This is a genomic window from Anaerococcus sp. AGMB09787 (assembly GCF_022808955.1).
GTDB lineage: Bacteria > Bacillota > Clostridia > Tissierellales > Peptoniphilaceae > Anaerococcus.
Window position 1 is genome coordinate 19,144 of record NZ_JAKZEY010000034.1, and the last position, 21,588, is coordinate 40,731.

A 21,588-nucleotide genomic window follows, 5' to 3' on the forward strand; every position below is an offset into this window, starting at 1 on the left:
AATAAAAATATCCTCCTAATAGACCACTACCTATGCAAAAAGTCGACCTTATCGACTAATACCCAGCCAATAAAAAATATAATAAAAAACTAAGATAATAATTTTAAAATCATCTACAAGAGAATTTCACTACAAGTCTTCTAGTCTAATTAAAAAATTAAATTATTAGCTATGCCTTAACCTGGGGGCTATATCTAAGATAGTAGACTTAATTAGGGGTTTTGAACTTGCGAGATTTTGTAAAAAAACGCTATTTACAAAATTATTTCCTATAAAATTTGCAATTATTTTAATATTTTTTTATTAACTTAAACCTCATGGTAAAATATTGTTGTTGTAAAAAATACAGCAAGGATAAAACAAAACGAAAGGAGAATCGATGTTTTTACTTGATAATATATTGAATATCACTGATTTCTTATGGTCAAATATCATTGTCTATGTTTTATTGTGAGGGAAAACAAGGACTTGTTCGTCGATACTGGAGAATACAAGGACTTTGAAGTGTAAATAAAACTACAATATAGATTTTAAATCAATACATAATTTAATACCTAAGTATTGTTTTATTTATAAAATAGCCCGTATCTAGCTTTTAAATGATGATAAAATATATCAAATCATACTAATAAGCTAGAAGATTTTTAAAAATTAATATTTAGATAAATTTTAAAAGCAAGCTGAATTTCGCTTGCTTTTATTTTTAGTAACTCATAAGAGTTAGACGATATTATAATATTTTAAAACCACCATGTATTAACATTCAAGGTCATTGTATGACAACATGATATCATTGTAAATACTATCGCATTGATAAATGATCCAAGATAGATTTTTCCTGTCTTTAGGTACAACTTCCTAGCAAATATAGTGCATATACTTTGTACTATAAAGAAACTCCATGTTTGCATAACCCTTGCACTATTTAAAGGAACTTTTCCTCTTATTGAGAATGTAAAATATTGATAAATCCAAAGTAGCAATAGTCCCAAGATATTTATAAAGCACATCAACAACATATTTTTCCATTCTGCTCTTTCTTTATACATACGACCAATATTTTGTGTAAAAGCATTAGCAATATAAAAGAATATAAATATAGGTATATATCTTATAGCTACTAAAAGTGTGTTTTTATTCGGAAATCTTATTACCCAATTTAAAAGACCAAAATATCCTTTAAAGAAAAATGATCCAAGGAAAACTATAAAATATCCGAATCCTACAGATAATATAGCTAAAAGTAAAGTCTTTCCTAATTTCTTAATACCTATATTTTGTTTATAGTCAGAAAATTTTACTCCTTGTTGCTTTATTGACAAATTAAATCTTAAAGCAAATAATAAGAAGGTCCATATTCCTGCTGTAGCAACCCAAAATGATTGTTCTAGCTGATTTCCTTGTGGCCAAATTATAGTACCAAATAATGATCTAGTCTCAAATCCCTCTCCTGCATGGCTACCTATCCACATAGCTAGCGGAATCATCCATAATATTGGAATTACCGATCCTATTACCATAAAACTCCAGTAATAAATCTTCCCAGAAGTTCTATTAGGTTTTGTAGGTCTATAAACTTCAGATATAGATTGAACTGATAGTACATTAAAATACTTACTTGTTAAAAGTATTCTACAAAATGCGTATATAGCAAGGAAAAATCCGACTATTCCTACTGCATTGAATATTTGCTCATACAATATAGTTTGTGATTGAGCTGGAATAAAATTTGGAGCATCAAATGCTGTTTGAAAGAAATCAACAACATTTCTATTTGATGATAAAGAATATGGATTTAACATATGTATTTCTTTAGGTTGATAAATAACCCTCAAGAATTCTTCTTGAGAACCATTAACATGCCCCTTATAGAATTTACCAATTTCAACATTTTGTTCATTGCTCAAATTGTATTCATCTAACTCATTTATAAAGGTTCTTGCATTATCAGATTTATAAAAATTCCAAGGTCCTCCAGCTTCAGTTGTATAATTGTTTTCATCATATTGACCTGCACTAACACCATAATGTACGTTATATGGAATTTTTATAGGTTCTTTATTTACACTTGAATAATATAATAAGTTTTCTTGCCATTTACCATCTATGTTTAATTGTTGGTTCCCTACTAAAAATACAGCAGATATTTTTTGAGGATTTCCCATAAACTCTTGAATTTTATAATAAGCATAAACTGAATTCGCTGTTTTACCACCTAATGAATGCCCAGTAACCCCAATTTGATCCTTTCTTACAAAATCTAAATTATATAAATAATCAATAACTGGTGCCATTCCAGATGTAGGAGCTGTTGTTATGTCTTCAAATTTTTCTCCTGGCTCTGCTGTTACTAAAAAGAAAGCATCCATAGGATTTTCTTTATAATTGTCTGAATCTCCATGCCCATCACAATCTACAGTTACCGCTACAAAGCCCCTTTTAGCAAGTTCTAGGCACATAAAAGATTCTGATTCTCTTGCATTAAAGCTTCCATGAAGTGTTGCAACTGTTGGAGCTGGTGAGTCTTTAGTAGCTGTTTTGGGTTTATACATTGTTGCAGCTATTTTGTGTCCATTTCCATCAATTATACTAAAATCTTTAACATCTATACTCTTACCATTAGTTCTTATAAAATATGCTCCCAAAATTGATATGGCACATATAATCAAAGAAACTAGCAAAAACTTAGTATATTTTTTTCTTTCTTCCATAATGAACCTCACTATTTAATTTTTATTATATTTTAAATGCCTATTTTTTATAATACCTATGCTTATTATAAACATCGTATTCCTAATTATTCCTCCCTCTCTACTGAAAAATTTGTAAAGAGAGAAAATATAATAAGTAAATTAATAAAATATTAAGTCTATTACATTAATTTTTCAATAGATTCTTTTAGAGAGTTCTCATCTCCAACATTTCCAGGGAAAATCACAAGTGGTATATTTGGATATTTTGAATCTTTTGGGGATCTCCAAACAGGTACCCCTGGATGTATTTGACCAATTACATTTGCAAATTTAAGATTTAAAGAATCTGTTGCAACATCACTTGATGTAATTCCTCCTTTAGCTACTACAAAACTTGGATTTATTTCTAATGATCCTACTATTTTAGCAAGGCCTTTTGATATTCTTACAGATCTAATAAGTTCATCTTCTCTTGTATCATTGTATTTACTAAAATATTTTCTCTTTGTATAAATAGCAACACTTTTTCCAGATTTTATAAGTTCATTTTCTTTTTTTATTATATTATTTATTTCTTCATTAAATTTTTCTACATTATCAGCAAGATCTGAATTAAATTCTATAAATTCGATATCTTTAAATTCTTTTATATTTTCAAGTTGTTTGGTGGTTTTCTCTGTATGGGAACCTATAGCAATAATTCCCCCGTATTGATTGTTTTCTATTAACTCATCATGAGTCAATAGTCCTCTTTCCTTTACTCCAGCAACTTCTCTAACAAAGCTTGCTGCTGTCCTAAATATAAATCTTTTTCTATCTAGAACTCTATATAAAGCTAGAACAAATACCTTTATATCCCAATAATCTTCAGCATTTACAAATACTTTGTTGAAGTTTTCAACTTTTAGTAATTTATTTTCTATGCTTTCTAAATCAGCATTTCTTAATTCTTCAAGACTTATAGATACTATATTTTCTTTTTTATATTCCCCTTCTGTCTTTTCTTCTATATATTCATATAGATTACTAGACTTATATGAGAAGGTCCTATCCTTAGCAAATTCTGTATCTTGTGCTTTTTTAAGAAAACCAGCTTCTTCTACATAATGTTCATCATCTATAGTATATCTTTTCCCTTCTTTGAAAAATGGTATTAGAATTTCTCCATCAAAAGATTCTCCCGATTCTTTTTCTATAGTTTCTTTTAAAACTTTGGTTTCTATTGGATAATGCCCTCTTAGTGTTGAATCAGATCTACTAATTAATATAAAATCTTTATCTTTTTCTTTAGAAACTTTAGCTATATTTTTTGCTATTTTTTGATGGTAGTCTTTAGTTTTTTCTTTAGTAAACGACCTTGAATTGGTGAGTATAAAGAAGCAATTATTTTCATCATCAAATCCATTTTCCAAGCTTTCTTGACTTAGATTTGTGTAAATTTTTAAATCATGAGTTGTTTGAGTTCCTGTGGGATCATCATCTAATACTATTATTTTTTTATTATTCTTTTTGATCTCTATATCAAGTTCTTCTTGAAGTTTTTCTTTATCAAAATTAAAATTTGGTAAATTGTTAAAAATTTCTTCTTTTTTTATCATTTTATTCCTCTCTTCCTGTTAAGTTTTCAAAATATTTATAAATTCCAGCATGATCTAAATTTTCATTTCCAGATTGTACTAGGTATGCCATTATTTGTTGAAGATTGGCTGTTAGAAATAGAGGACAATTAATTTCATGGGCTGTTGACATTACATTATTTATATCCTTATAGTTTATAGATATTTTTCCACCTGGTTCAAAATCCTTTTCTAATATTCTGTGAGTTTTTTGATCTAAAACAGCACTTCCTGCAAGTCCGCCCTTTATTGCTTCATAAACTTTTTCTAAGTTAACCCCTAACTTTTCTCCAAGCATATATGCTTCTGAAATAGTTGCTATATTAAGATTTACTATTATTTGATTTATTAGCTTTGTAGCTGAACCACTTCCTGAATCACCAACGAGTATTTTAGAGTTTCCTATTATATCGAATACAGGTGCTACTTTATCAAAATCCGATTTATCTCCTCCTACCATTATGGCTAAACTTCCAGCTATAGCACCTTCTTCTCCTCCACTTACTGGTGCATCAAGGAATCCTATATTTTTTTCTTTAAGTTTTTTATATATTTCTTTTGATTGTATTGGTGTAATTGAACTTGTATCACATACAACACTTTTTTCTTTAAGGAAATTTATAAGCCCATTTTCTCCTAAAACAGTACTTTTTACTATATCTCCATTTGGCAAAGATAGTAATACAAGCTCACAATTCTCACCAATAGTTTTATAATCAGATATTACTGCCCCTTCTTTTTCTAATTCTTTTAATACATCTTCTTTTATATCATTAACATAAATTTTACAATTTGCCTTTAATAAATTTCTAGCTATGGGTTTTCCCATTATACCTAATCCTATAACTCCAACTTTCATTTTTTCCTCCTTTTAAATAAATAAATCTATCAATATTACCATAACTACTCCTACAGCCCATGCTATAGTTGTAGGTATTGACCATACTTTTATTTGCTCTTTAGCTTCTTTTATTCCTATAGTTCTAGTTACCACATTAAAGAAACTATCATTATAGAATCCGAAGAATATTCCTCCTACACAACATCCTAGTGCTGCTGCAATCATATTTACATCAAGACCTGAAAGAACCGGTGCTGTAATAGATGCAGCTGTTATCATAGAAACCGTTCCACTTCCTTGTATAAATCTCATCATTGTTGATATTATTATAGGAAGAATAACTGGAGGTATATTAAAATTAGCTAATATATTTGCTATATAATTTCCTAAGCCTGAGTCACTCATAACAGCTCCTAAAGCGCCCCCTGCTCCTGTAACTAAAAGAATTGTTCCTACATCTTTTATTCCTTCTTCCATAAAATTAAGAGTTTGGTTCTTATCCATATTTTTAGTTAAGCCAAATATAGCAACTAAAGTACCTATTAGAACAGCTATTACTGGTGTTCCTAAAAAATTAATAACCTCTATTAAACGGCTATTGTTATCTTTTAATATAACATTCGAAACATTATTTAATAATATTAAAATAATAGGTATAACTATTGGTGCAAAAGACATTACAACTCCAGGTAAATTCTCGTCATTGTAGGCACTTATTTCTTCTACTGTTTTTATGATTTCATTTGGTCTTACCCATTGCTCTTCTGAATCCTCATCTGCTGGGAGCTGGTATAATTTATATTGAATTTTTCTAAAGTAAATTAGCATAGCTATAGCCATAGGTATTGAGACAACGATTCCCCATAGTATAAAAGATCCTAAATTAATTCCAAATATACCAGCTACTCCGACAGGTCCTGGTGTTGGAGGAACTAGGGTATGAGTTATAACTAATCCTCCTGCTAAGGCACCTGATATTAAAATAATTGATTTTTTGGTTGCTTTTGATAACGATTTTGCTAATGGTGCAAGTATTACAAATCCTGCATCACAAAATATAGGTATAGAGACTAAAAATCCTGTGAGGAGCATAGAGATATCTTCTTTTCCTTTTCCAAATATCTTTAAAAAAGTTCCCGCCATTGTTTTTGCAGCACCACTAGCCTCAAATACTGCTCCCATCATAACCCCTAAGCCGATTATTATACCAATATTACCTAAAGTATTACCAAATCCTTTAGCAATACTATCGGTCATATTAGAAAATGGTATTGCTCCTATAACTCCAATGATTATACAGGTCAATATCATAGCTATGAATGTGTGTATTTTAGTCTTTAACACCATGTATACTAAAATACACATACCTATAACTAGGGCTAATATTAGTCTTTGTGGACTAGATACTAATTCCATAAATTATCTCCTTTTAATTCATATATCTGATTTAAAATAGTGTGCATATTTTCCAGCAAGTTTTATCGCTTCAACCATAGAAGTTTCGTCAGCTATATTTTTACCAGCTATGTCAAATGCGGTTCCATGATCTACTGATGTTCTTAAAAAAGGAAGATTGTGAGTAATAGATATTGTTCTATTGAAATCAACCATTTTTGTAGCTATATGTCCTTGATCATGGTATAAGCTCAAAACTCCATCATATTTACCACAAAGAGCTTGATAAAAAACAGAATCTGCACCTATTGGCCCCTCTACATCTACACCTTCATTTCTAAGCTCTTCAACGGCTGGCATTATAAAATCAACTTCTTCATTTCCAAATAGTCCATGTTCACCTGAATGTGGATTGAGTCCTGCTACTGCAAAGTTAGGTTCTTTTATTCCTATTCTTTTTAATGCATCTATAGATTTATATACATAATCTTTTATTCCTTCTTTACTTATAAGATCACAAGCTTCTCTCAATGATATATGTTTAGAATAAAAGAAAACTCTTAAATTTCTTACTTCAAACATAGTAAGCAGATCTTTTTTTTCACTCAAATGTTCCAATATTCCAGTATGACCTATAAATGGAATTTTAGCTGCCTTAAAACTTTCTTTATTTATAGGCGTAGTAGCCATTACTTTAGAATAATTTTGATCGCATAATTGATAAGCTTTTTCTATATAGTCATAAGAAGCCCTGGCACAATCAGCGTTTACCTCTCCATATTTATAGTTTGCAGGCATGTTATCTAAGTCAATTAAATTTATTGTATTCTTATCATAAATACCATCTTCAAATTTATCTATAATATTTATAGTTTGATTTGTTTTAGTAATTTCTAAAGTTCTATCTATAACTTTTTTATCTCCTATTAGAATAACCTTTGCCTTATCATTTACCTCATCGTATTTTAAAGCTTTTACGCTTATTTCTGGCCCTATTCCTGCAGGATCTCCTATTGGAACAAGAACATATTCTCTATCTATATTTTCTTTCATAAATTATTTATTTTTACCTCTACTTCTTTTTCTTTTAATTTTTTAATAAAATTGTTGTTGTTATTATCAGTTATAACAAAGTCAAAATCATCACAATTTCCAAACTTATATAATCCTAATTTCTCACACTTATCACTTCCTGTAAGTAAAATAGATTTATTCCCTATTTTTGCAGCTTTACTTTTTAATGTTGCCTTATCAGCAGAAGAAGTAAATATATCTAAAGTTTTTATATCAATAGCATCACATCCAACTATTGATATATTTGTCCTAAATTTATCAATTGTACTTAATGTTACTGAGTCACAACAAGACCCAGATTTGTTACTAACTCCACCTCCCAACATTATTAATTGATTATTATTTTTTTCTAAGTCATTATTAAAAAGATAAGATGCTATCAAAATATCATTTGTTATTATAACTAAGCCATGAAAACCCAAAAGATATTCGCAAACTTGGAAAGTAGTAGTGCCTGCATCGAGATATATAGAAATATTGTCTGTTATATATTTGCATACCGTGGATGCAAGTTCTTTTTTGATTTCTATATAATCTGTTTTCCTATTATTGTAAGGAATCTCAGATGTTATAACTTCTTTAATTACAGCACCACCAAATGTTCTTAAAATAAAACCCTTATCTTCTAATTCTTTCAAATCTTTTCTTATAGTTACATTTGATACTTTAAATATATCAGAAAGCTCATCTACTGAAATGCTTTTTTTCTTCTTAACTATCCTCAATATCTTTTCTTGTCTTTCAATAGCAAACATTTTCTTCTCCTTGATTTTATTATATATTATTTTTCTTTTTGTTTCAAATACTTTTTAATAGTTTTCTTTTCTTTTTTATTATAATTTTATTCTAGTAACTATTAAATGACTATCTAAATGTGCGATCTATCAAATTAAAATATTTTCGAATTATATATACTTATAAGAGATAACAACCTAAGTATAGATTATTTAAAATGTTTCAACAAAAAATCCGTATACTAATTCCTTATTTCAACTTTTCAAACTCCATTTATTAGACCACTATTCTTTTAATAAACCAGTTACATATTACTTAATCCCTACTCATCACGCTAAATATCATCTGTTATATCCATTAATTTTATTACATTTTTTACAGATGATTCAACTTATTTAGTCAGCTCATACTTATTTTTATAATTTCATCAAAGTATTTGTGAATCATATCAAACTTTATATTTGTAGTAATTATTATACTTTCCTACAAAATTAGTAAACAGCTTCCTGTAAATTTTAAAGTAAAATGGAGTTTATAATCAGAATTAGTATTTCTGACAATAAACTCCATTAATATATGATTAATTTATGAAAAACATAGGCCTATTTCATTATTTTTAAGGCTTCTTCTAGGACTTTTTCTCCATTCATCATTCCGTAGTCTTGCATGGATACTATAGAGTGGGGAATGTTTTTTGGATCAAGTAGGTCTGCCATTTTTTTGTCCATATACCTTACTTGAGGTCCTAGTAAGAGGATATCAATATTTTCTGCATTTATTTTATCTTCTACTTCAGCTACCGGGATAGCTTCGATGTCTACTTCTATATTTTTCTCTTCTGCTGATTTTTTCATTTTGCTTACTAGCATACTTGTACTCATTCCAGCTGAACAAGCGAGTAATATTTTTTTCATAAAATCTCCTATCTATTTATTGATCTTGCAACCATTGATACTGTATGTCTTACTCCTCTGATTGCCTTGCTTAATTCAAAGATATTTTCATAGTTTGCGACTCCACCGTAACCAGAATCTCCTATGTGTTGGATATCAACTCCACATATTTTATTATCTATGGCAATCCTTCTTATTGTTTCTACGCCTGAACTTTCTTGGCTTGTTCCGATGCTGCTCATAACAAGTCCACCATGGGAATGGGTGTATTGGACTATTTCTGTTAGATTTTGGCTATTAAAACCTGGTACTGTACCTACTGCAGGAACTAGGATTATGTCGCTACCTGCATCAAGGAATTTTTTAACAACTTCTTTTGTTATGATTGGCTCATCAACTCCTGATGAGTGCATTTTGCCAGCTATTATTAGGCCTGAGAAGTGTTTTTTGGTGTTTTTAATCACCTTTTCTATTTGCTCATTGGTAACGCCTGTTCCTGGATTTCCTGTGAGACAAACAAAATCTGCTCCTAACCTTTCAAGTTCCCTTAGGGTTGTTTCACTTGCCTTCCTTCCTTCTGATATATCAATTTTTTCTTCCATCATTGAAGTTGAGTCAGCTACTGGCTCGAGGTTGACCCCAATTGGTCTTTTGACAAGGGTCTTTAGTTCATTTATAAAGTCCTTTTGGTCTTTGATGGCAAATAATTTTGGTTCTAGTACATCTACAGCATTTAGTAGAATTAAATCTGCCCCAAAGGCCCTAGCTATTTCTGCATTTGTAATATCCCCAACAAAACTATCCCTAACGGCTACATTTTCAGAAAGGATGACCCTTCCTTCACTAGCCTTGATAGACTCCTTTAGCTCTTTTGCATCCATGGCTAATATTTCTGATGCATTGGCTGATATAAATCTTTTCAATTTAGTCCTCCTTTATATCTTTTGCTTCCAATTCTCTTTGTTTCTTCTCTAGTATCCTATAGAATGGATAGTAAATAACTATATCTACTATGATTAAGACAACCTGCAAGATAGACCCTGCTATACTACCTGTTACAAGTAAGCCTGATATGATAGGTGGCATGGTCCATGAAGCTGCTGCATAAGCGATAGGTACTAGTCCAAAGTACATTGCGCAATAGGTTATTATTACATTTAATACTGGTGCCAAGACAAATGGTATCAATAATGAGAAGTTTAATACTACTGGTAGACCAAACATGGTAGGCTCATTTATATTGAAGAAACCTGGCACAAGGGTAATAGGTAATAGGGCCTTTGATAGTTTACTTGACTTATGGTTTTTAGCTAATAGAGCTATGGCTATTACAAGACCTATGGTTGCACCACCTCCACCGATAAAGACAAAGTTATCCATAAATGGCGAATTTATAATATGAGGTAGGGCCTCTCCTGCTTGGTGGGCTGCTACATTCTCATCTAAGTTGGCTAGCCAAACTGGGCTTATGATTTGATTTACTGTATTTCCACCATGGATACCCAAAAACCAGAACAAAGAATTGAAAAATGCAACTAGGATTGTTCCAGGTAGGGTTGAGCCCAAGAGTCCCATAGGTTTACCTAAGATTGTTGTTACTAGTTGATGGATGTTTGGCAAGCCAAAGACATCTAGGAGTGAAGCTACTAGTAGCCAAAAACTTATTATAACTGCACCTGGTATGATGGCACTAAAACTTTCTGATACTGCAGGTGGCACAGCATCTGGTAACTTGATCCTTATATTTTTATTTATAAATAACTGATAAATATATCCATTAATAAGACCTAGGACTATTGCTACGAAGATACCACTAGCTCCCATAAAGCTTAGTGTGATTCCTTCGGCATTGTTAGCATCTTTCAAGAATGGAGTTACTATTATAAAGGCTGATAGGGAAATAATCCCTCCAGGAATTGCATTAACCTTGTATTGTTTAACAAAGTTATAGGTGATACCAAAGCTTGCTATAAGACCAACTAGACCAAAACTACCATTTACTCCCTTCCAAAGGTAGACAGAAACACCAATTTCTCCAAGCCAAGCCTCCCAACCAGGAATAGGTAGACTTGCGATAATCATAAATAAGGATCCTATTATAAGTAGTGGCATAGCGAGAGTTATACCATCTCTTATAGCTATTAAGCCCTTTATAGTACTTAACTTTGTAGCTATCGGCATTAATTTTTCTTCTATTATATTAGCTTTGTTGTTCATATATCTTTCTCCTTGTTTTCTAATTGTTGGATCTTTTTATACAAATTCATAATATTTTTTGCTTCGCCTATCCTCAAATTTGCCATAGTTAAATGGTCTTGGGCATGGACTAGTATTATATTTACATCGGTCTTTAACCCATTAGCTTCATTGGCAAACATACTTGTTTGAATCTCATGGCATTTTATGTAGGATTTATTTGCTGCATCAATAAGTTCTTCTGCCTTGTCAAAATCATACTTTTCACATGCAGCGATAGCTTCAATAGCACTACTTTGAGCATCTCCTGCATAGGTTATTATTTGAAAGGCCAACTCATAGTCTTTTTCATTAACTTCACTCATATATCCTCCTTTTTAGTTATTATCCAAACCGAAAAGCTTTATAAAATATGTGTAGTCAGGATTATTTATAAGCTTCAATATTTTTTCCTTGTCGGTAAGAAAATCTCCTATTCTTTGATATAAGTATTTCAAATCTTCCTTATTATCCCTTGCGATATTCATCAAGAAAATCAGCTGAACTTTTCTCCTATACCAGATGATTGGTTCTTTTAATATTCCTACGGTTATGAATGTATCATCAGCTAGGGCATTCAAAGGATGAGGAAGGGCAATCAGATTATCAAATTCTGTCGGTGCTAATTTTTCTCTTTTATTTATCTCTTCCAACAAATTATCTCCTAGCTTCTTTTTGCTATTGATTTCATCAGTAAGGTATTTCAAAAGGTCACCCTTGTTAGCAGGATCTAGGTCTGTCAAAAACAAGTCCTTGGGGAAAAATTTACTTACATCATAGCCATTAAAAAAATTCTTTATATTTTTAACATCCCTATTATTAATAAAGCCACCTATCTCTATAATTGGGGTATCAGTATTAATTACTATCGGAATAGATGTTATTATGAGGTCATAGCCATCAAGGTTTTCTTTGTTTATCTTATTTGAATCACAGGTCTTGACACTTTTGACATAATCCTTGAATTCCTTTAAGAACTGCGCCTTTAGAATCTGGGCTGTGGCCTTACCAGTATTGCAAACTATAAGTATATTCTTAGTCTTCCTATCTCGTTCATTATTCCTTAATGCAATAGTAAAATAAAGCGAAATATAGCCAATCTCATCTTCTGAAAGATTAATCTTATACTTTTCATTAACCACACTAGAGGCTACTGTGGCTGCCTCATAAGAGATGAAGTCATTTTTTATATCATCAAGAATTGGATTTTTTAAGGTTAAATGATAATTAATCCTCTTAATCAAGGGAATGAGGTGGAGTCCTAGATTAACTCTAAGATCCAAGTCATGGGTTAGATCGATGTGGAGGGTATCCTTTACCTTATCTAGCATCTTTACTACAATTTCATCGACACCCTTACTTATTTCATTTTTATTGTCATCATCTAGGTTTCTCTTGCTTATAAGGTGCATAGCAATGTAGGCCTTCTCATCTTCACTAAAGCTAAGAGAAAACTCTTCTCCAATCCTTTTTAGAATTTCATCTGCTATATCATATTCCCTATTTTCCCTTAAGTTTAGAATATCTCTAACACCAATAAGAACAAATTCCTTTTGCCTGGTTCTCTTGCAGGTTACATAAAGGTGGTAGATAAGGTTTTCAAAGGCTATATCAATAATATTAAAGTCATACTTATCAAAGATACTAACAACTATCTTTTTTATAGTTTGGATTTCTTGATAATAATCATCAAGATTAGGTATCAAGTCAGGATTGACTTGGATTATTTCCTTCTTGATACACATCCTCTTGTCAAATTCATCACCTGTAAGTTTTAAGCCATAGTAGGGCTTAGCATCTAGACCAAGCTTGTAGTCCTTTAGTATCTCCCTAACCCTATTCAAATCAAGTTTTAATTGACTCCTACTTATCATGAGCTTCTCAGCCATGTCCTCTATCTTTATATAGTCCTTATTAAATAATAAGGTCATCAAAATATATTCTATCCTATAAGCTTGATTATTAAAATCCTGCTCTTCAAAAGAATAATTTATCCAATTATTTTTTAAGAAATAGCTAAAATCATCCTTATCGCTTATCTTAAATATATAACCTCTCCCCCTTTTTGATTCAATTTTTGCTCCTTTAAGAAGGGGGTTTAGCTCAGAGATATCATTTTGCACAGTCTTTTCGCTGACTGAAATTATTCCTGCAATCTCACTTGCCGTATGAAAATCATAATCCTTAGTTAAGATATCGAAAATCTTCTTATACCTTGTTTCAATCATAATCCTTCCTCAAGTTTATAGTAATATATTCATAAAGTATCTTCAAGTTAAGCTTTTATCCTTAATAAGAGAAATACATTGTCCAGACTTCAGTTAGGACATGAGCCTACATTGCCAGCATCTATTTTACCTATATAGAAGGATTTAAGCAAAAAAATCGGATAACCAGCTAAAATAGCCGCTATCCGATTATAAACTCCTACGAATTTTTATACAGGATATTAATAAATTTTTATAGATGAAAGATTCTTATCCCAGTCTGTATCTCCTCCTTCAAATATTATTTTTAAATAGTTAATGTCATCAGGCATGCTTGTTGGATACACATCTATGCTTTCCCAATAGCCTCCCGTAAGTCTAGGCAAATTATAGTCATATTCTATATTTTGCCAATTTTCTCCATCAATTGATACTTGAAATTCAAGACCTTCCAAGTTTTTAAAATAGTATATTTTTGCTTCAAAATCTCTAATTGCATCTAACTTATATACAATCTCTTCTTTTGAATTTTTAGACCTAATTGCTCTTGAGTAATCATGATCAAATGCGTTGTAGGGGTTATTAGAATCTAACAGCCAATTATCTGATCGTGAATAAATTATATCCCAATTATCTAAATCATCAATTAATCTATAGCTTTCATCATTATCTATTAATTCATCATTTATATTACCTGTATAAGTTATTGTTGTATATCCACTCACTGATAGTCTTATTTTATTATCATTAACGGCTACTTTCTCAAAGTCTTCTAGATTATACTTGTCGTTAGTGATATGAGGATTCAATGAATTAATCCTAATTCCTTCAAATTCTAAATCAAAGGTTTCATTATTTTGGCCGTCATTTACACAAACTATAACAAATTCTCCACTTTTATCGTCTTTATAAGCTGACATATGAAGATTTCCTGTAGGATTTTCTGTAACTTCTATCCTTTTAAATCCAGGTCTTATATATTTACTAAAATTTCCCATAGAATATAGTCTTTTTGCATCGATATAAGTGTCTTGATCTATTAATCGTATAAGACTTTCATTATTATCTTTATATGCTGCACCTAGCCAATATATAAAGGCGTTAACATCTGCTTTAGTCAAAAAGTCGTGTATATATCTCGACCATTTTACACCATCTTTAAAATCGGTTTTAGATAATACAGTTTCAGAAGTTTCTGTAACCCATATTTTTTTATTTGCATTCTGAGCATTTTCGAATACATGTGGATTTCCTCTATAATAATGAGAAGCTACTATGTCTACTGAGTCTAAAGATTTTTCATCTTCATATATCTGGTAGAGCCTTTTATCTGTAAAACTTCCTTCTTCTCCAACAATTATCTTGGTATCAAGATTTTCTTTCAAAAAAGTTGGTTTTAAATAATCTCTAACAAAAATTTTAAATTCTTCTCCACTCCACAAACACGATTGCCATGGCGCACTATATTCAGGCTCATTAGCTATAGATATTGCATTGATTTCTATATTATGATTATCACGATAACCTTTTATATAATTTGCCAGATAATCAGCGTACTCTTGATAGTATTCTTTTTTAAGGCTACCTCCTCTTACTATGCGATTATTCGTTTTCATCCAAGCAGGTGGTGACCAAACTGTACTCATAAAAGTTTCAACGCCTCTATTTTTAGCTCCATTTAATACCCATTGTTCTGGAATATAAGGAGTATAATCCCATGTGTCTTTATCAGGGTGAATCGTCGGCATATTTAACCCGCTTCCAACTTCGCTCCTTAATATACTTAGCCCTATACCATCATCCTTCGAAAATAATAAGTCCATTATTTCTTCTCTTTTATTATGATTATATAATTGATCAGAATAAATATCGGCTGATTGTGACACCCCAAATCCATCTATCTCCTGATACTCATAGTTCGCATTTAAAACAGCTTGAGGTATTTGTATTTCTTGACCATACACAATATTAGGAATAAACAATAAAAATACAAACGTAACAAATAAATAAATTTTATTTATCTTTTTATTTTTCATTCTATCTCCCTACTTTCAGCAAGCTTCTTGTACCAATAAGCACTTTGTTTTGGATATCTTTTTTGATTTTCAAAATCCACATAGAATAAACCATATCTTTTTTCATAGCCATTTGACCATGAGAAAACGTCCATTAGTGACCATATAAAATATCCCTTGACCACTGCTCCATCCTTTATAGCATCAGATATAGCTTCCAGATGTTTTTTCACATAGTCTATTCTCTCATAATCGTATACTGTATTATCTTCAAACTTGTCCTTGTTACCTAGACCATTTTCTGTTATATATATCTTTTTGTAATTAGGGTAATCCCTTTTTACTCTCATTATTTGATCATAAAGTCCCCTTGGATATATCATCCAATCCCAATCAGTTCTAGGTATATCTACATTATATTCTCTTTGTCCTACTCCCTTTATTTGGTATTTAGATCCGCCCTTATTTCCCTTAGAATTGTGGGTGATTTCTGTTTCACCATGGAAGTCTCTCATCCAATCACTCATGTAATAGTTTATACCAAGGAAATCATTTAGGTCTTTTGCCTTAGACAGGATAGCTAAATCTTCATCCCTAATATCTAAGCTGCCTCCATTTACTTCTAAGATATGGTTTACCCCATCCATAGTTTCTTTGGAGTATTTGCCAAGATATGTCGCATCCAAAATAAATTTGTTGTGGATTATATCTTCTAACTTAGCTGCTTCTACATCTTTTGGATTAGCTGGGTCATAAGGATATTTAGTAGGGAGGGCATGGACTATACCTATTTCTCCACCATATCCTCCTTTCTTATAGGCGATGATTGCTTTTGCATGGGCTAGCATCATATTGTGGTGTGATTGAAAAACTTTCTCCAAGTCATACTTTATTCCTGGAGGAAATTTACCTAACAGATACTGACCTTCCCCAATTGGTCCGATCTCGTTAAAGGTTGTCCAATATTTTACTTCCTTAAATTCTTCAAAACAAAATTTTGCATAGTTAACGAAATGTTCTATGTTTTCTCGATTTAAGAAGTCTCCATTAGAGTGTAAGGCTTCAGGTGTATCAAAGTGATGAAGTGTAACAAAGGCTTTAACATTTCTTTTCTCACATTCCTTGAAAAGGGAGTGATAAAATTCCACTCCCTTTTTATTTACTTGTCCAAAACCCTTAGGAAATATTCTTGACCAAGCAATGGAAATTCTTATACCATTTATAGAGAATTTCTCACACAATTCTAAGTCCTCTGGATATCTATTATAGAAATCACTTGCTGGATCTGCTGTATACCAGTAGTTCTCTTCGAGAAATGTATCCCAAGCTACTCTTCCCTTGCCATCTTTATTGGTGCTTCCTTCTGCTTGGTAGGCAGCAGTAGCAGCTCCAAATATAAAGTCTTTTGGTAATTTTTTCATTATTCTATACTTTCTTTTACAAATTTAAGTGAAGCCAATCCGTCTCTACTCAAATTAATATATTGTTCGCCTTCTGTTTTGACAGCCTTCACTCCTTTAGCTTCTGCTTCTTTCTTCATATCTTCAAAACTTGATGCTACTTGAGGAGCCATGATAACTAATTGAAAGTCTTTTAAAATATCATGATGAGCTCCATAGCTATCGGCTGCAGCTGTAACAGGAACACCATATTCTTTAGCAGCCTTATTAAGTCTGTTAGCTAAGAGACCGCTAGTACCACCACCAGCACACAAAACTAAGACATTCACAGGTTCTGTTATTCCTATATCATTTGCTATGGCTTTATTTTTTTCTTCTATAGCTTTATCCGCTTTCTTTGTATCAAAATTCCTTTTTACTTTTTCACTAAGTTCGTCACTATTTTTTGTATTTCCTTTATTCTCCTCTTCTAAGATTTGTTTATCATAAACTCTAAAGAAAGGATAATAGATTATAAAGTCTACAACTATAAGAACAATTATTAGTATAAAGGCAAGTGCTTGGAAATTAAGACCCAAAAGCATTCCAAGTGGGGCTGGAGTTGTCCAAGGCAAGTTAGCTGTAAAGCTGTTCATTTTTAGCACGTCTACAAAGAATTTGAAAATCCATACATTTACAATAGGTGCTAATATGAAAGGTACAAAAAATGTAGGATTTAGTACTAAAGGACCGCCGAAAAGAATAGGCTCATTTACACCAAAGAATGTAGGTATTACAGATGCTTTTCCTACCGCCTTATTTCTTTTTGATTTAGCTAGCCACATAAACATAAATGGAACTATTAAAGTTGCTCCTGTACCACCCATAGTTACTATAAACATTTGAGTTCCTGCTGTTATAACCTTATCAGCGTGTTGACTGGCTTGTACTAGTCCTAAGTTTAATTCCGCATTAGAATATAATACAGCTGCTATGGCAGGCTCAACAATTGAAGGGCCATGGATACCTACAAACCAGAAGAAGGCATAGGCTCCAAATATCAATGTAAGACCTATATAACCATCTGCTGCTTGGAACAATGGTGCTAGCATTACACTTATGGATTCAGCTAGTGTATGTCCTAATAAATTATGTGCAAGTATATCAAACATATACAATAACACTACTGATATTGAAAAAGGAATCAAATCTTTAAATACCTTAGATATATTTGGAGGAACTTCTTCAGGTAATTTTATTGTTACATTATTTTTAAAGCAAACTTTATATATATTTACAGTTATAAAAGCTGATATAAAGGCTGATATTAAACCTTTAGTTCCCATAAAAGAACTTAAAAATCCACCATCTGCTGCTGGATCAGCTGCTAATAAAAGAAAGCTAACCATAGAAGCTAACATTGTTGACATAAAGTTCATTTGCCTATCAACAGGTAAATCTCTATTCAAAGAATCAGTAAGGGACTTTGCAGTAGTTCCAGCTACAAAAAATCCTAATATTCCCATAGAATAATTGTATGGCTTCATCAATAATCCTTCTATTTCCTTGCTCCATGTAAATCCAAAGGCATTTGGAACATAGGCTATAAGTATAAAAATACTAGAAAAAAGTACAACAGGCATACCTGCTATAAAACCATCTCTAATCGCTCTTAAATAAATATTCCTAGAAAGCTTTTCAAACATAGGTCTTAGCTTTTCAATTTGTCTAACCAAACTATTCATATATTACACTCCTAAATCTAATTTTTATGAATTATAAGTAAGTCTACACAACTACTCTCTATCCTTGTATATATCAATAAGAAATTCCATCATATCTTTCAAAAGCATACTTGACATCAAGTGGTCTTGACCGTGGACTAGGATATAGCCCAAGTCCAAGTTCTCATCGTCTGCTTCTCTTGCTAGTAATTGGGTTTGTATGTCGTGGGCCTTTAGTAGGCTATTTTTTGCCTTATCCATTAGCTCTTCTGTTTTATTCCAATTACCTTTTTTGGCTTCTCTTAGGGCTTCTATATAAAATGATCTGGCTTCTCCACTATAAGCCACCATTTCAAAACCTATCATGGCAAGGTCTTTCTTTTCCATAACTATCTTCCTCCAATTCTTTCTTGTATTTTCTCTGCTAGCTTCTTTAGCTTATCTTCATCTATGGAATATTCTCCACTTTCTAGATATAAAATGTCCTTTTTAGGTATTTTCTTTTCTATATCATTCCAAAGATGTTTTACCTGTGGACTTAAGATATATAAGTCATAGTCATCGCTAGCTTTTTTGAGAAATACTTCTCCTAGGGCAAACAGAATTGTGATATCGATATCTTTATTTTTATATGTTTTGTTTATTCTTTTTGATATAATCATACTAGTTATACCAGCAGAACATATTATTAGCGCTTTTTTCATATAATATTCTTTTTACCTCTATTATTAGTATATATAGATTACGTTTTCATTTGAATAGATTGTTTTTCCATTTCTTTGGCAGAAAATTTTACCCTAATTGTTTTGACCACTTTGGAATTTTTTGTAAAGTTCTATTTTGCTTTTTGAACTCAGGATGTCCTTGACTTTATCTATATCGTCTACTATGTCAATAATGAATTTGTAGATGCCTTCTATAAGCTCTCCTGCATTTTTGGATATGTTTAGCATTATAACTAACCTAACTGGTTTTCCATCCCGTATTATTTCTTTTTTTAATGTAGAGATACTCATAAAGGTTTCATCTGTCATAAGTTTTATGGAATGGGGTATTGCAACATAGTTACCAAAGCTTGTACTTGCAACATTTTCCCTTTCCATTATAGATTCATATAGACCCTTAGGAGCCTTGCCCCTCTTGTATAGGTCATCTGTCATAAAGTGAAGAAGGTCTTCCTTGTTATCATAGTCAAGGTTTAGATATATGTCGTTGAGGTCTAGATATTTTATTTTTCTTAATTTATATTCTTCTATATAGTCCTTAATTGAATCAAAACTCTTATCTCCAAAGATATCCCTGATAAAAATGACTTTTTTATTTGTTGGGCTACTTATAGGCACTGTTGATATTATTAGGTCATAGGTAGCTTCCGAGTGCTTATCTAAGTTATAAAGTTCACTTGTAGCAACTATCTTTATTTCGTTAGGAAACTTATTTTTTAGCTTGTATTCTATTAGCTTTGAGCTACCTAATCCTGTCGTGCATACTAGTATTGTCCTTATAGGGTCATTGTTAGACCTTATTCTCTCAATGGCAGCTCCCAGATGCATAGCAATAAAACCCAGCTCATCTTCATTAAAAGTTATGCAAAGTTCTTTTTTTATAATCTTGGATCCTATAACAGCTGTTTCATAGGCCAAAGGATAATTTACTTTTATTGATTCAAGAAGGGGATTTCTCAAAGTTAGGTTGTTCTCAAATCTAAATACAGCAGGCTTTAGATGGAGAAGAATGGCTGTCTTTAGCTCCTTGTCAGAGCTTAGGTCTATCCCTAAAACATCCATTATTTCCTTTACAATCTTTTGATAGACCTTTTCTAGGAGGCTATATTCTTCATTGACCGACTCCTCTTCGCTCAATAAATTGGTTCCCATAAGGTGCATAGCTATATAATAGACTTCATCATTGGGAAATTCTATATTCATATTTTGATTAAGGTCTCTTACTATATTTAGAGCAACTAAGTATTGGTTGGTAGTTTTTATTTCGTTATCTATATTTTTGTTGACATATTGACCTAATTCAATCCTCTTTATGGCAACAAGGATGTGGATAGCTAGGTTATTTAAGGCGATATCTGAAATTTTCACCTTATATTTAAAAATATTTCTAATTATAATTTCATATACATCGTTGAATTTATCCCTATCTAGCAAAAATAGATTTCCGCTTTCTAGGTTATTGAGGTACTTATCATTTAGTTTGTAAATTAGGGAGGTTATTAATTTTCTAATCTTATCCTCCTTGCCCTTAATTATTTGACCATAGTTAGGTTTAGCCACTAGTTCTATTTCATAGTCAGCAAAAATTTTTTTGACTTCCTTTAGGTCATTTTGAATGGTGGCCCTAGATAGGTATAGTTCATCTTCCAATTCTTCGATTTTTATATATGAAGGTGAAAGTAGGTAGATTAGGGCTAGGTGTATAACTCTTATTTCTGGTTCTGTATTATCGAGTATGTTTTTAAAAATATCAGAGGACTTTAATTTTTCAATGCTTGATTCGTTATTATAGTCCAAATAGTAGTTGCCCATATTCTTCTTTACTATCTTTAGTTCCAAATCTCCTATCTCTTGGTTAATAACCTTAATATCAGACCTTATTGTTCTAGGTGAAACATGATAAGTAGATGCAAGTTCTTCCAAAGAATAGTCCTTATTTATAATATTTTTTAAAATTTGTTTTTGTCTAAGTATCATATACCAACACCTCTTTTTTCGTGTAGGCAGGCTTTAGAAACGTTATTCTTGCCTATATTATATATAATATATCATTTTA

General features: G+C 31.4%; 17 protein-coding genes. All 17 read right to left on the bottom strand.

Annotation, left to right across the window (positions count from 1 at the left end):
• Positions 1–740: 740 nt before the first annotated feature.
• The 17 genes from MUN42_RS07060 to MUN42_RS07140 all read right to left on the bottom strand — a co-directional run bounded on the left by MUN42_RS07060 (position 741) and on the right by MUN42_RS07140 (position 21,509).
• The gene (locus MUN42_RS07060) at positions 741–2,711 is read right to left on the bottom strand and encodes an alpha/beta fold hydrolase (protein WP_243343936.1); all 1,971 of its coding nucleotides are present in this window, start codon (positions 2,709–2,711) and stop codon (positions 741–743) included.
• Positions 2,712–2,872: 161 nt separating this feature from the next.
• The gene (locus MUN42_RS07065) at positions 2,873–4,291 is read right to left on the bottom strand and encodes a four-carbon acid sugar kinase family protein (RefSeq protein WP_243343938.1); all 1,419 of its coding nucleotides are present in this window, start codon (positions 4,289–4,291) and stop codon (positions 2,873–2,875) included.
• A gap of 1 nt (position 4,292) precedes the next feature.
• Positions 4,293–5,168, bottom strand: a complete 876-nt coding sequence (locus MUN42_RS07070) for an NAD(P)-binding domain-containing protein (protein WP_243343940.1) — start codon at positions 5,166–5,168, stop codon at positions 4,293–4,295.
• 12 nt (positions 5,169–5,180) lie between these two features.
• Positions 5,181–6,566, bottom strand: coding sequence for a gluconate:H+ symporter (locus tag MUN42_RS07075; protein ID WP_279323816.1), 1,386 nt, complete (start codon positions 6,564–6,566; stop codon positions 5,181–5,183).
• Positions 6,567–6,584: 18 nt separating this feature from the next.
• The gene (gene pdxA / locus MUN42_RS07080; RefSeq protein ID WP_243343941.1) at positions 6,585–7,598 is read right to left on the bottom strand and encodes a 4-hydroxythreonine-4-phosphate dehydrogenase PdxA; all 1,014 of its coding nucleotides are present in this window, start codon (positions 7,596–7,598) and stop codon (positions 6,585–6,587) included.
• Positions 7,595–8,374 (bottom strand): DeoR/GlpR family DNA-binding transcription regulator, encoded by a 780-nt coding sequence (locus MUN42_RS07085; RefSeq protein WP_243343942.1) that lies wholly within the window; start codon positions 8,372–8,374, stop codon positions 7,595–7,597. The genes pdxA and MUN42_RS07085 overlap by 4 nt, the downstream gene beginning before the upstream one ends.
• Positions 8,375–8,956: 582 nt before the next feature.
• Positions 8,957–9,268: a PTS sugar transporter subunit IIB gene (locus MUN42_RS07090; protein WP_243343943.1), complete on the bottom strand. Its 312-nt coding sequence runs from the start codon at positions 9,266–9,268 to the stop codon at positions 8,957–8,959.
• Positions 9,269–9,276: 8 nt separating this feature from the next.
• Positions 9,277–10,170, bottom strand: coding sequence for a haloacid dehalogenase-like hydrolase (locus MUN42_RS07095; protein WP_243343944.1), 894 nt, complete (start codon positions 10,168–10,170; stop codon positions 9,277–9,279).
• 1 nt (position 10,171) lies between these two features.
• Complete coding sequence (locus MUN42_RS07100; RefSeq protein WP_243343945.1) at positions 10,172–11,464, bottom strand: PTS sugar transporter subunit IIC; 1,293 nt, start codon at positions 11,462–11,464, stop codon at positions 10,172–10,174.
• On the bottom strand, positions 11,461–11,808 hold the full coding sequence (locus tag MUN42_RS07105; protein ID WP_243343946.1) for a PTS lactose/cellobiose transporter subunit IIA: 348 nt from the start codon (positions 11,806–11,808) through the stop codon (positions 11,461–11,463). The genes MUN42_RS07100 and MUN42_RS07105 overlap by 4 nt, the downstream gene beginning before the upstream one ends.
• 12 nt (positions 11,809–11,820) lie before the next feature.
• Entirely contained in the window at positions 11,821–13,710 is a 1,890-nt protein-coding gene (locus tag MUN42_RS07110) for a BglG family transcription antiterminator (RefSeq protein WP_243343947.1), read from the bottom strand.
• A 221-nt stretch (positions 13,711–13,931) separates the two neighbouring features.
• Complete coding sequence (locus tag MUN42_RS07115; protein WP_243343948.1) at positions 13,932–15,725, bottom strand: glycoside hydrolase; 1,794 nt, start codon at positions 15,723–15,725, stop codon at positions 13,932–13,934.
• Positions 15,722–17,125: a 6-phospho-beta-galactosidase gene (gene lacG / locus MUN42_RS07120; protein WP_243343949.1), complete on the bottom strand. Its 1,404-nt coding sequence runs from the start codon at positions 17,123–17,125 to the stop codon at positions 15,722–15,724. Before lacG ends, MUN42_RS07115 begins: the two co-directional genes overlap by 4 nt.
• Entirely contained in the window at positions 17,125–18,828 is a 1,704-nt protein-coding gene (locus MUN42_RS07125; RefSeq protein WP_243343950.1) for a lactose-specific PTS transporter subunit EIIC, read from the bottom strand. The genes lacG and MUN42_RS07125 overlap by 1 nt, the downstream gene beginning before the upstream one ends.
• A gap of 51 nt (positions 18,829–18,879) precedes the next feature.
• Positions 18,880–19,194, bottom strand: coding sequence for a PTS lactose/cellobiose transporter subunit IIA (locus MUN42_RS07130; protein WP_243343951.1), 315 nt, complete (start codon positions 19,192–19,194; stop codon positions 18,880–18,882).
• Between the two features lie 2 nt (positions 19,195–19,196).
• Entirely contained in the window at positions 19,197–19,511 is a 315-nt protein-coding gene (locus tag MUN42_RS07135; RefSeq protein ID WP_279323817.1) for a hypothetical protein, read from the bottom strand.
• A 93-nt stretch (positions 19,512–19,604) separates the two neighbouring features.
• Positions 19,605–21,509, bottom strand: coding sequence for a PRD domain-containing protein (locus MUN42_RS07140; protein WP_243343953.1), 1,905 nt, complete (start codon positions 21,507–21,509; stop codon positions 19,605–19,607).
• Between the last annotated feature and the right edge of the window lie 79 nt (positions 21,510–21,588).

Excerpts from the sequence above, each read along its gene's own strand:
- MUN42_RS07060 (WP_243343936.1), bottom strand. The coding sequence starts at position 2,711 with ATGGAAGAAAGAAAAAAATATACTAAGTTTTTGCTAGTTTCTTTGATT.
- MUN42_RS07065 (WP_243343938.1), bottom strand. The coding sequence starts at position 4,291 with ATGATAAAAAAAGAAGAAATTTTTAACAATTTACCAAATTTTAATTTT.
- MUN42_RS07070 (WP_243343940.1), bottom strand. The coding sequence starts at position 5,168 with ATGAAAGTTGGAGTTATAGGATTAGGTATAATGGGAAAACCCATAGCT.
- MUN42_RS07075 (WP_279323816.1), bottom strand. The coding sequence starts at position 6,566 with ATGGAATTAGTATCTAGTCCACAAAGACTAATATTAGCCCTAGTTATA.
- pdxA (WP_243343941.1), bottom strand. The coding sequence starts at position 7,598 with ATGAAAGAAAATATAGATAGAGAATATGTTCTTGTTCCAATAGGAGAT.
- MUN42_RS07085 (WP_243343942.1), bottom strand. The coding sequence starts at position 8,374 with ATGTTTGCTATTGAAAGACAAGAAAAGATATTGAGGATAGTTAAGAAG.
- MUN42_RS07090 (WP_243343943.1), bottom strand. The coding sequence starts at position 9,268 with ATGAAAAAAATATTACTCGCTTGTTCAGCTGGAATGAGTACAAGTATG.
- MUN42_RS07100 (WP_243343945.1), bottom strand. The coding sequence starts at position 11,464 with ATGAACAACAAAGCTAATATAATAGAAGAAAAATTAATGCCGATAGCT.
- MUN42_RS07105 (WP_243343946.1), bottom strand. The coding sequence starts at position 11,808 with ATGAGTGAAGTTAATGAAAAAGACTATGAGTTGGCCTTTCAAATAATA.
- MUN42_RS07110 (WP_243343947.1), bottom strand. The coding sequence starts at position 13,710 with ATGATTGAAACAAGGTATAAGAAGATTTTCGATATCTTAACTAAGGAT.
- MUN42_RS07115 (WP_243343948.1), bottom strand. The coding sequence starts at position 15,725 with ATGAAAAATAAAAAGATAAATAAAATTTATTTATTTGTTACGTTTGTA.
- lacG (WP_243343949.1), bottom strand. The coding sequence starts at position 17,125 with ATGAAAAAATTACCAAAAGACTTTATATTTGGAGCTGCTACTGCTGCC.
- MUN42_RS07125 (WP_243343950.1), bottom strand. The coding sequence starts at position 18,828 with ATGAATAGTTTGGTTAGACAAATTGAAAAGCTAAGACCTATGTTTGAA.
- MUN42_RS07130 (WP_243343951.1), bottom strand. The coding sequence starts at position 19,194 with ATGGAAAAGAAAGACCTTGCCATGATAGGTTTTGAAATGGTGGCTTAT.
- MUN42_RS07135 (WP_279323817.1), bottom strand. The coding sequence starts at position 19,511 with ATGAAAAAAGCGCTAATAATATGTTCTGCTGGTATAACTAGTATGATT.
- MUN42_RS07140 (WP_243343953.1), bottom strand. The coding sequence starts at position 21,509 with ATGATACTTAGACAAAAACAAATTTTAAAAAATATTATAAATAAGGAC.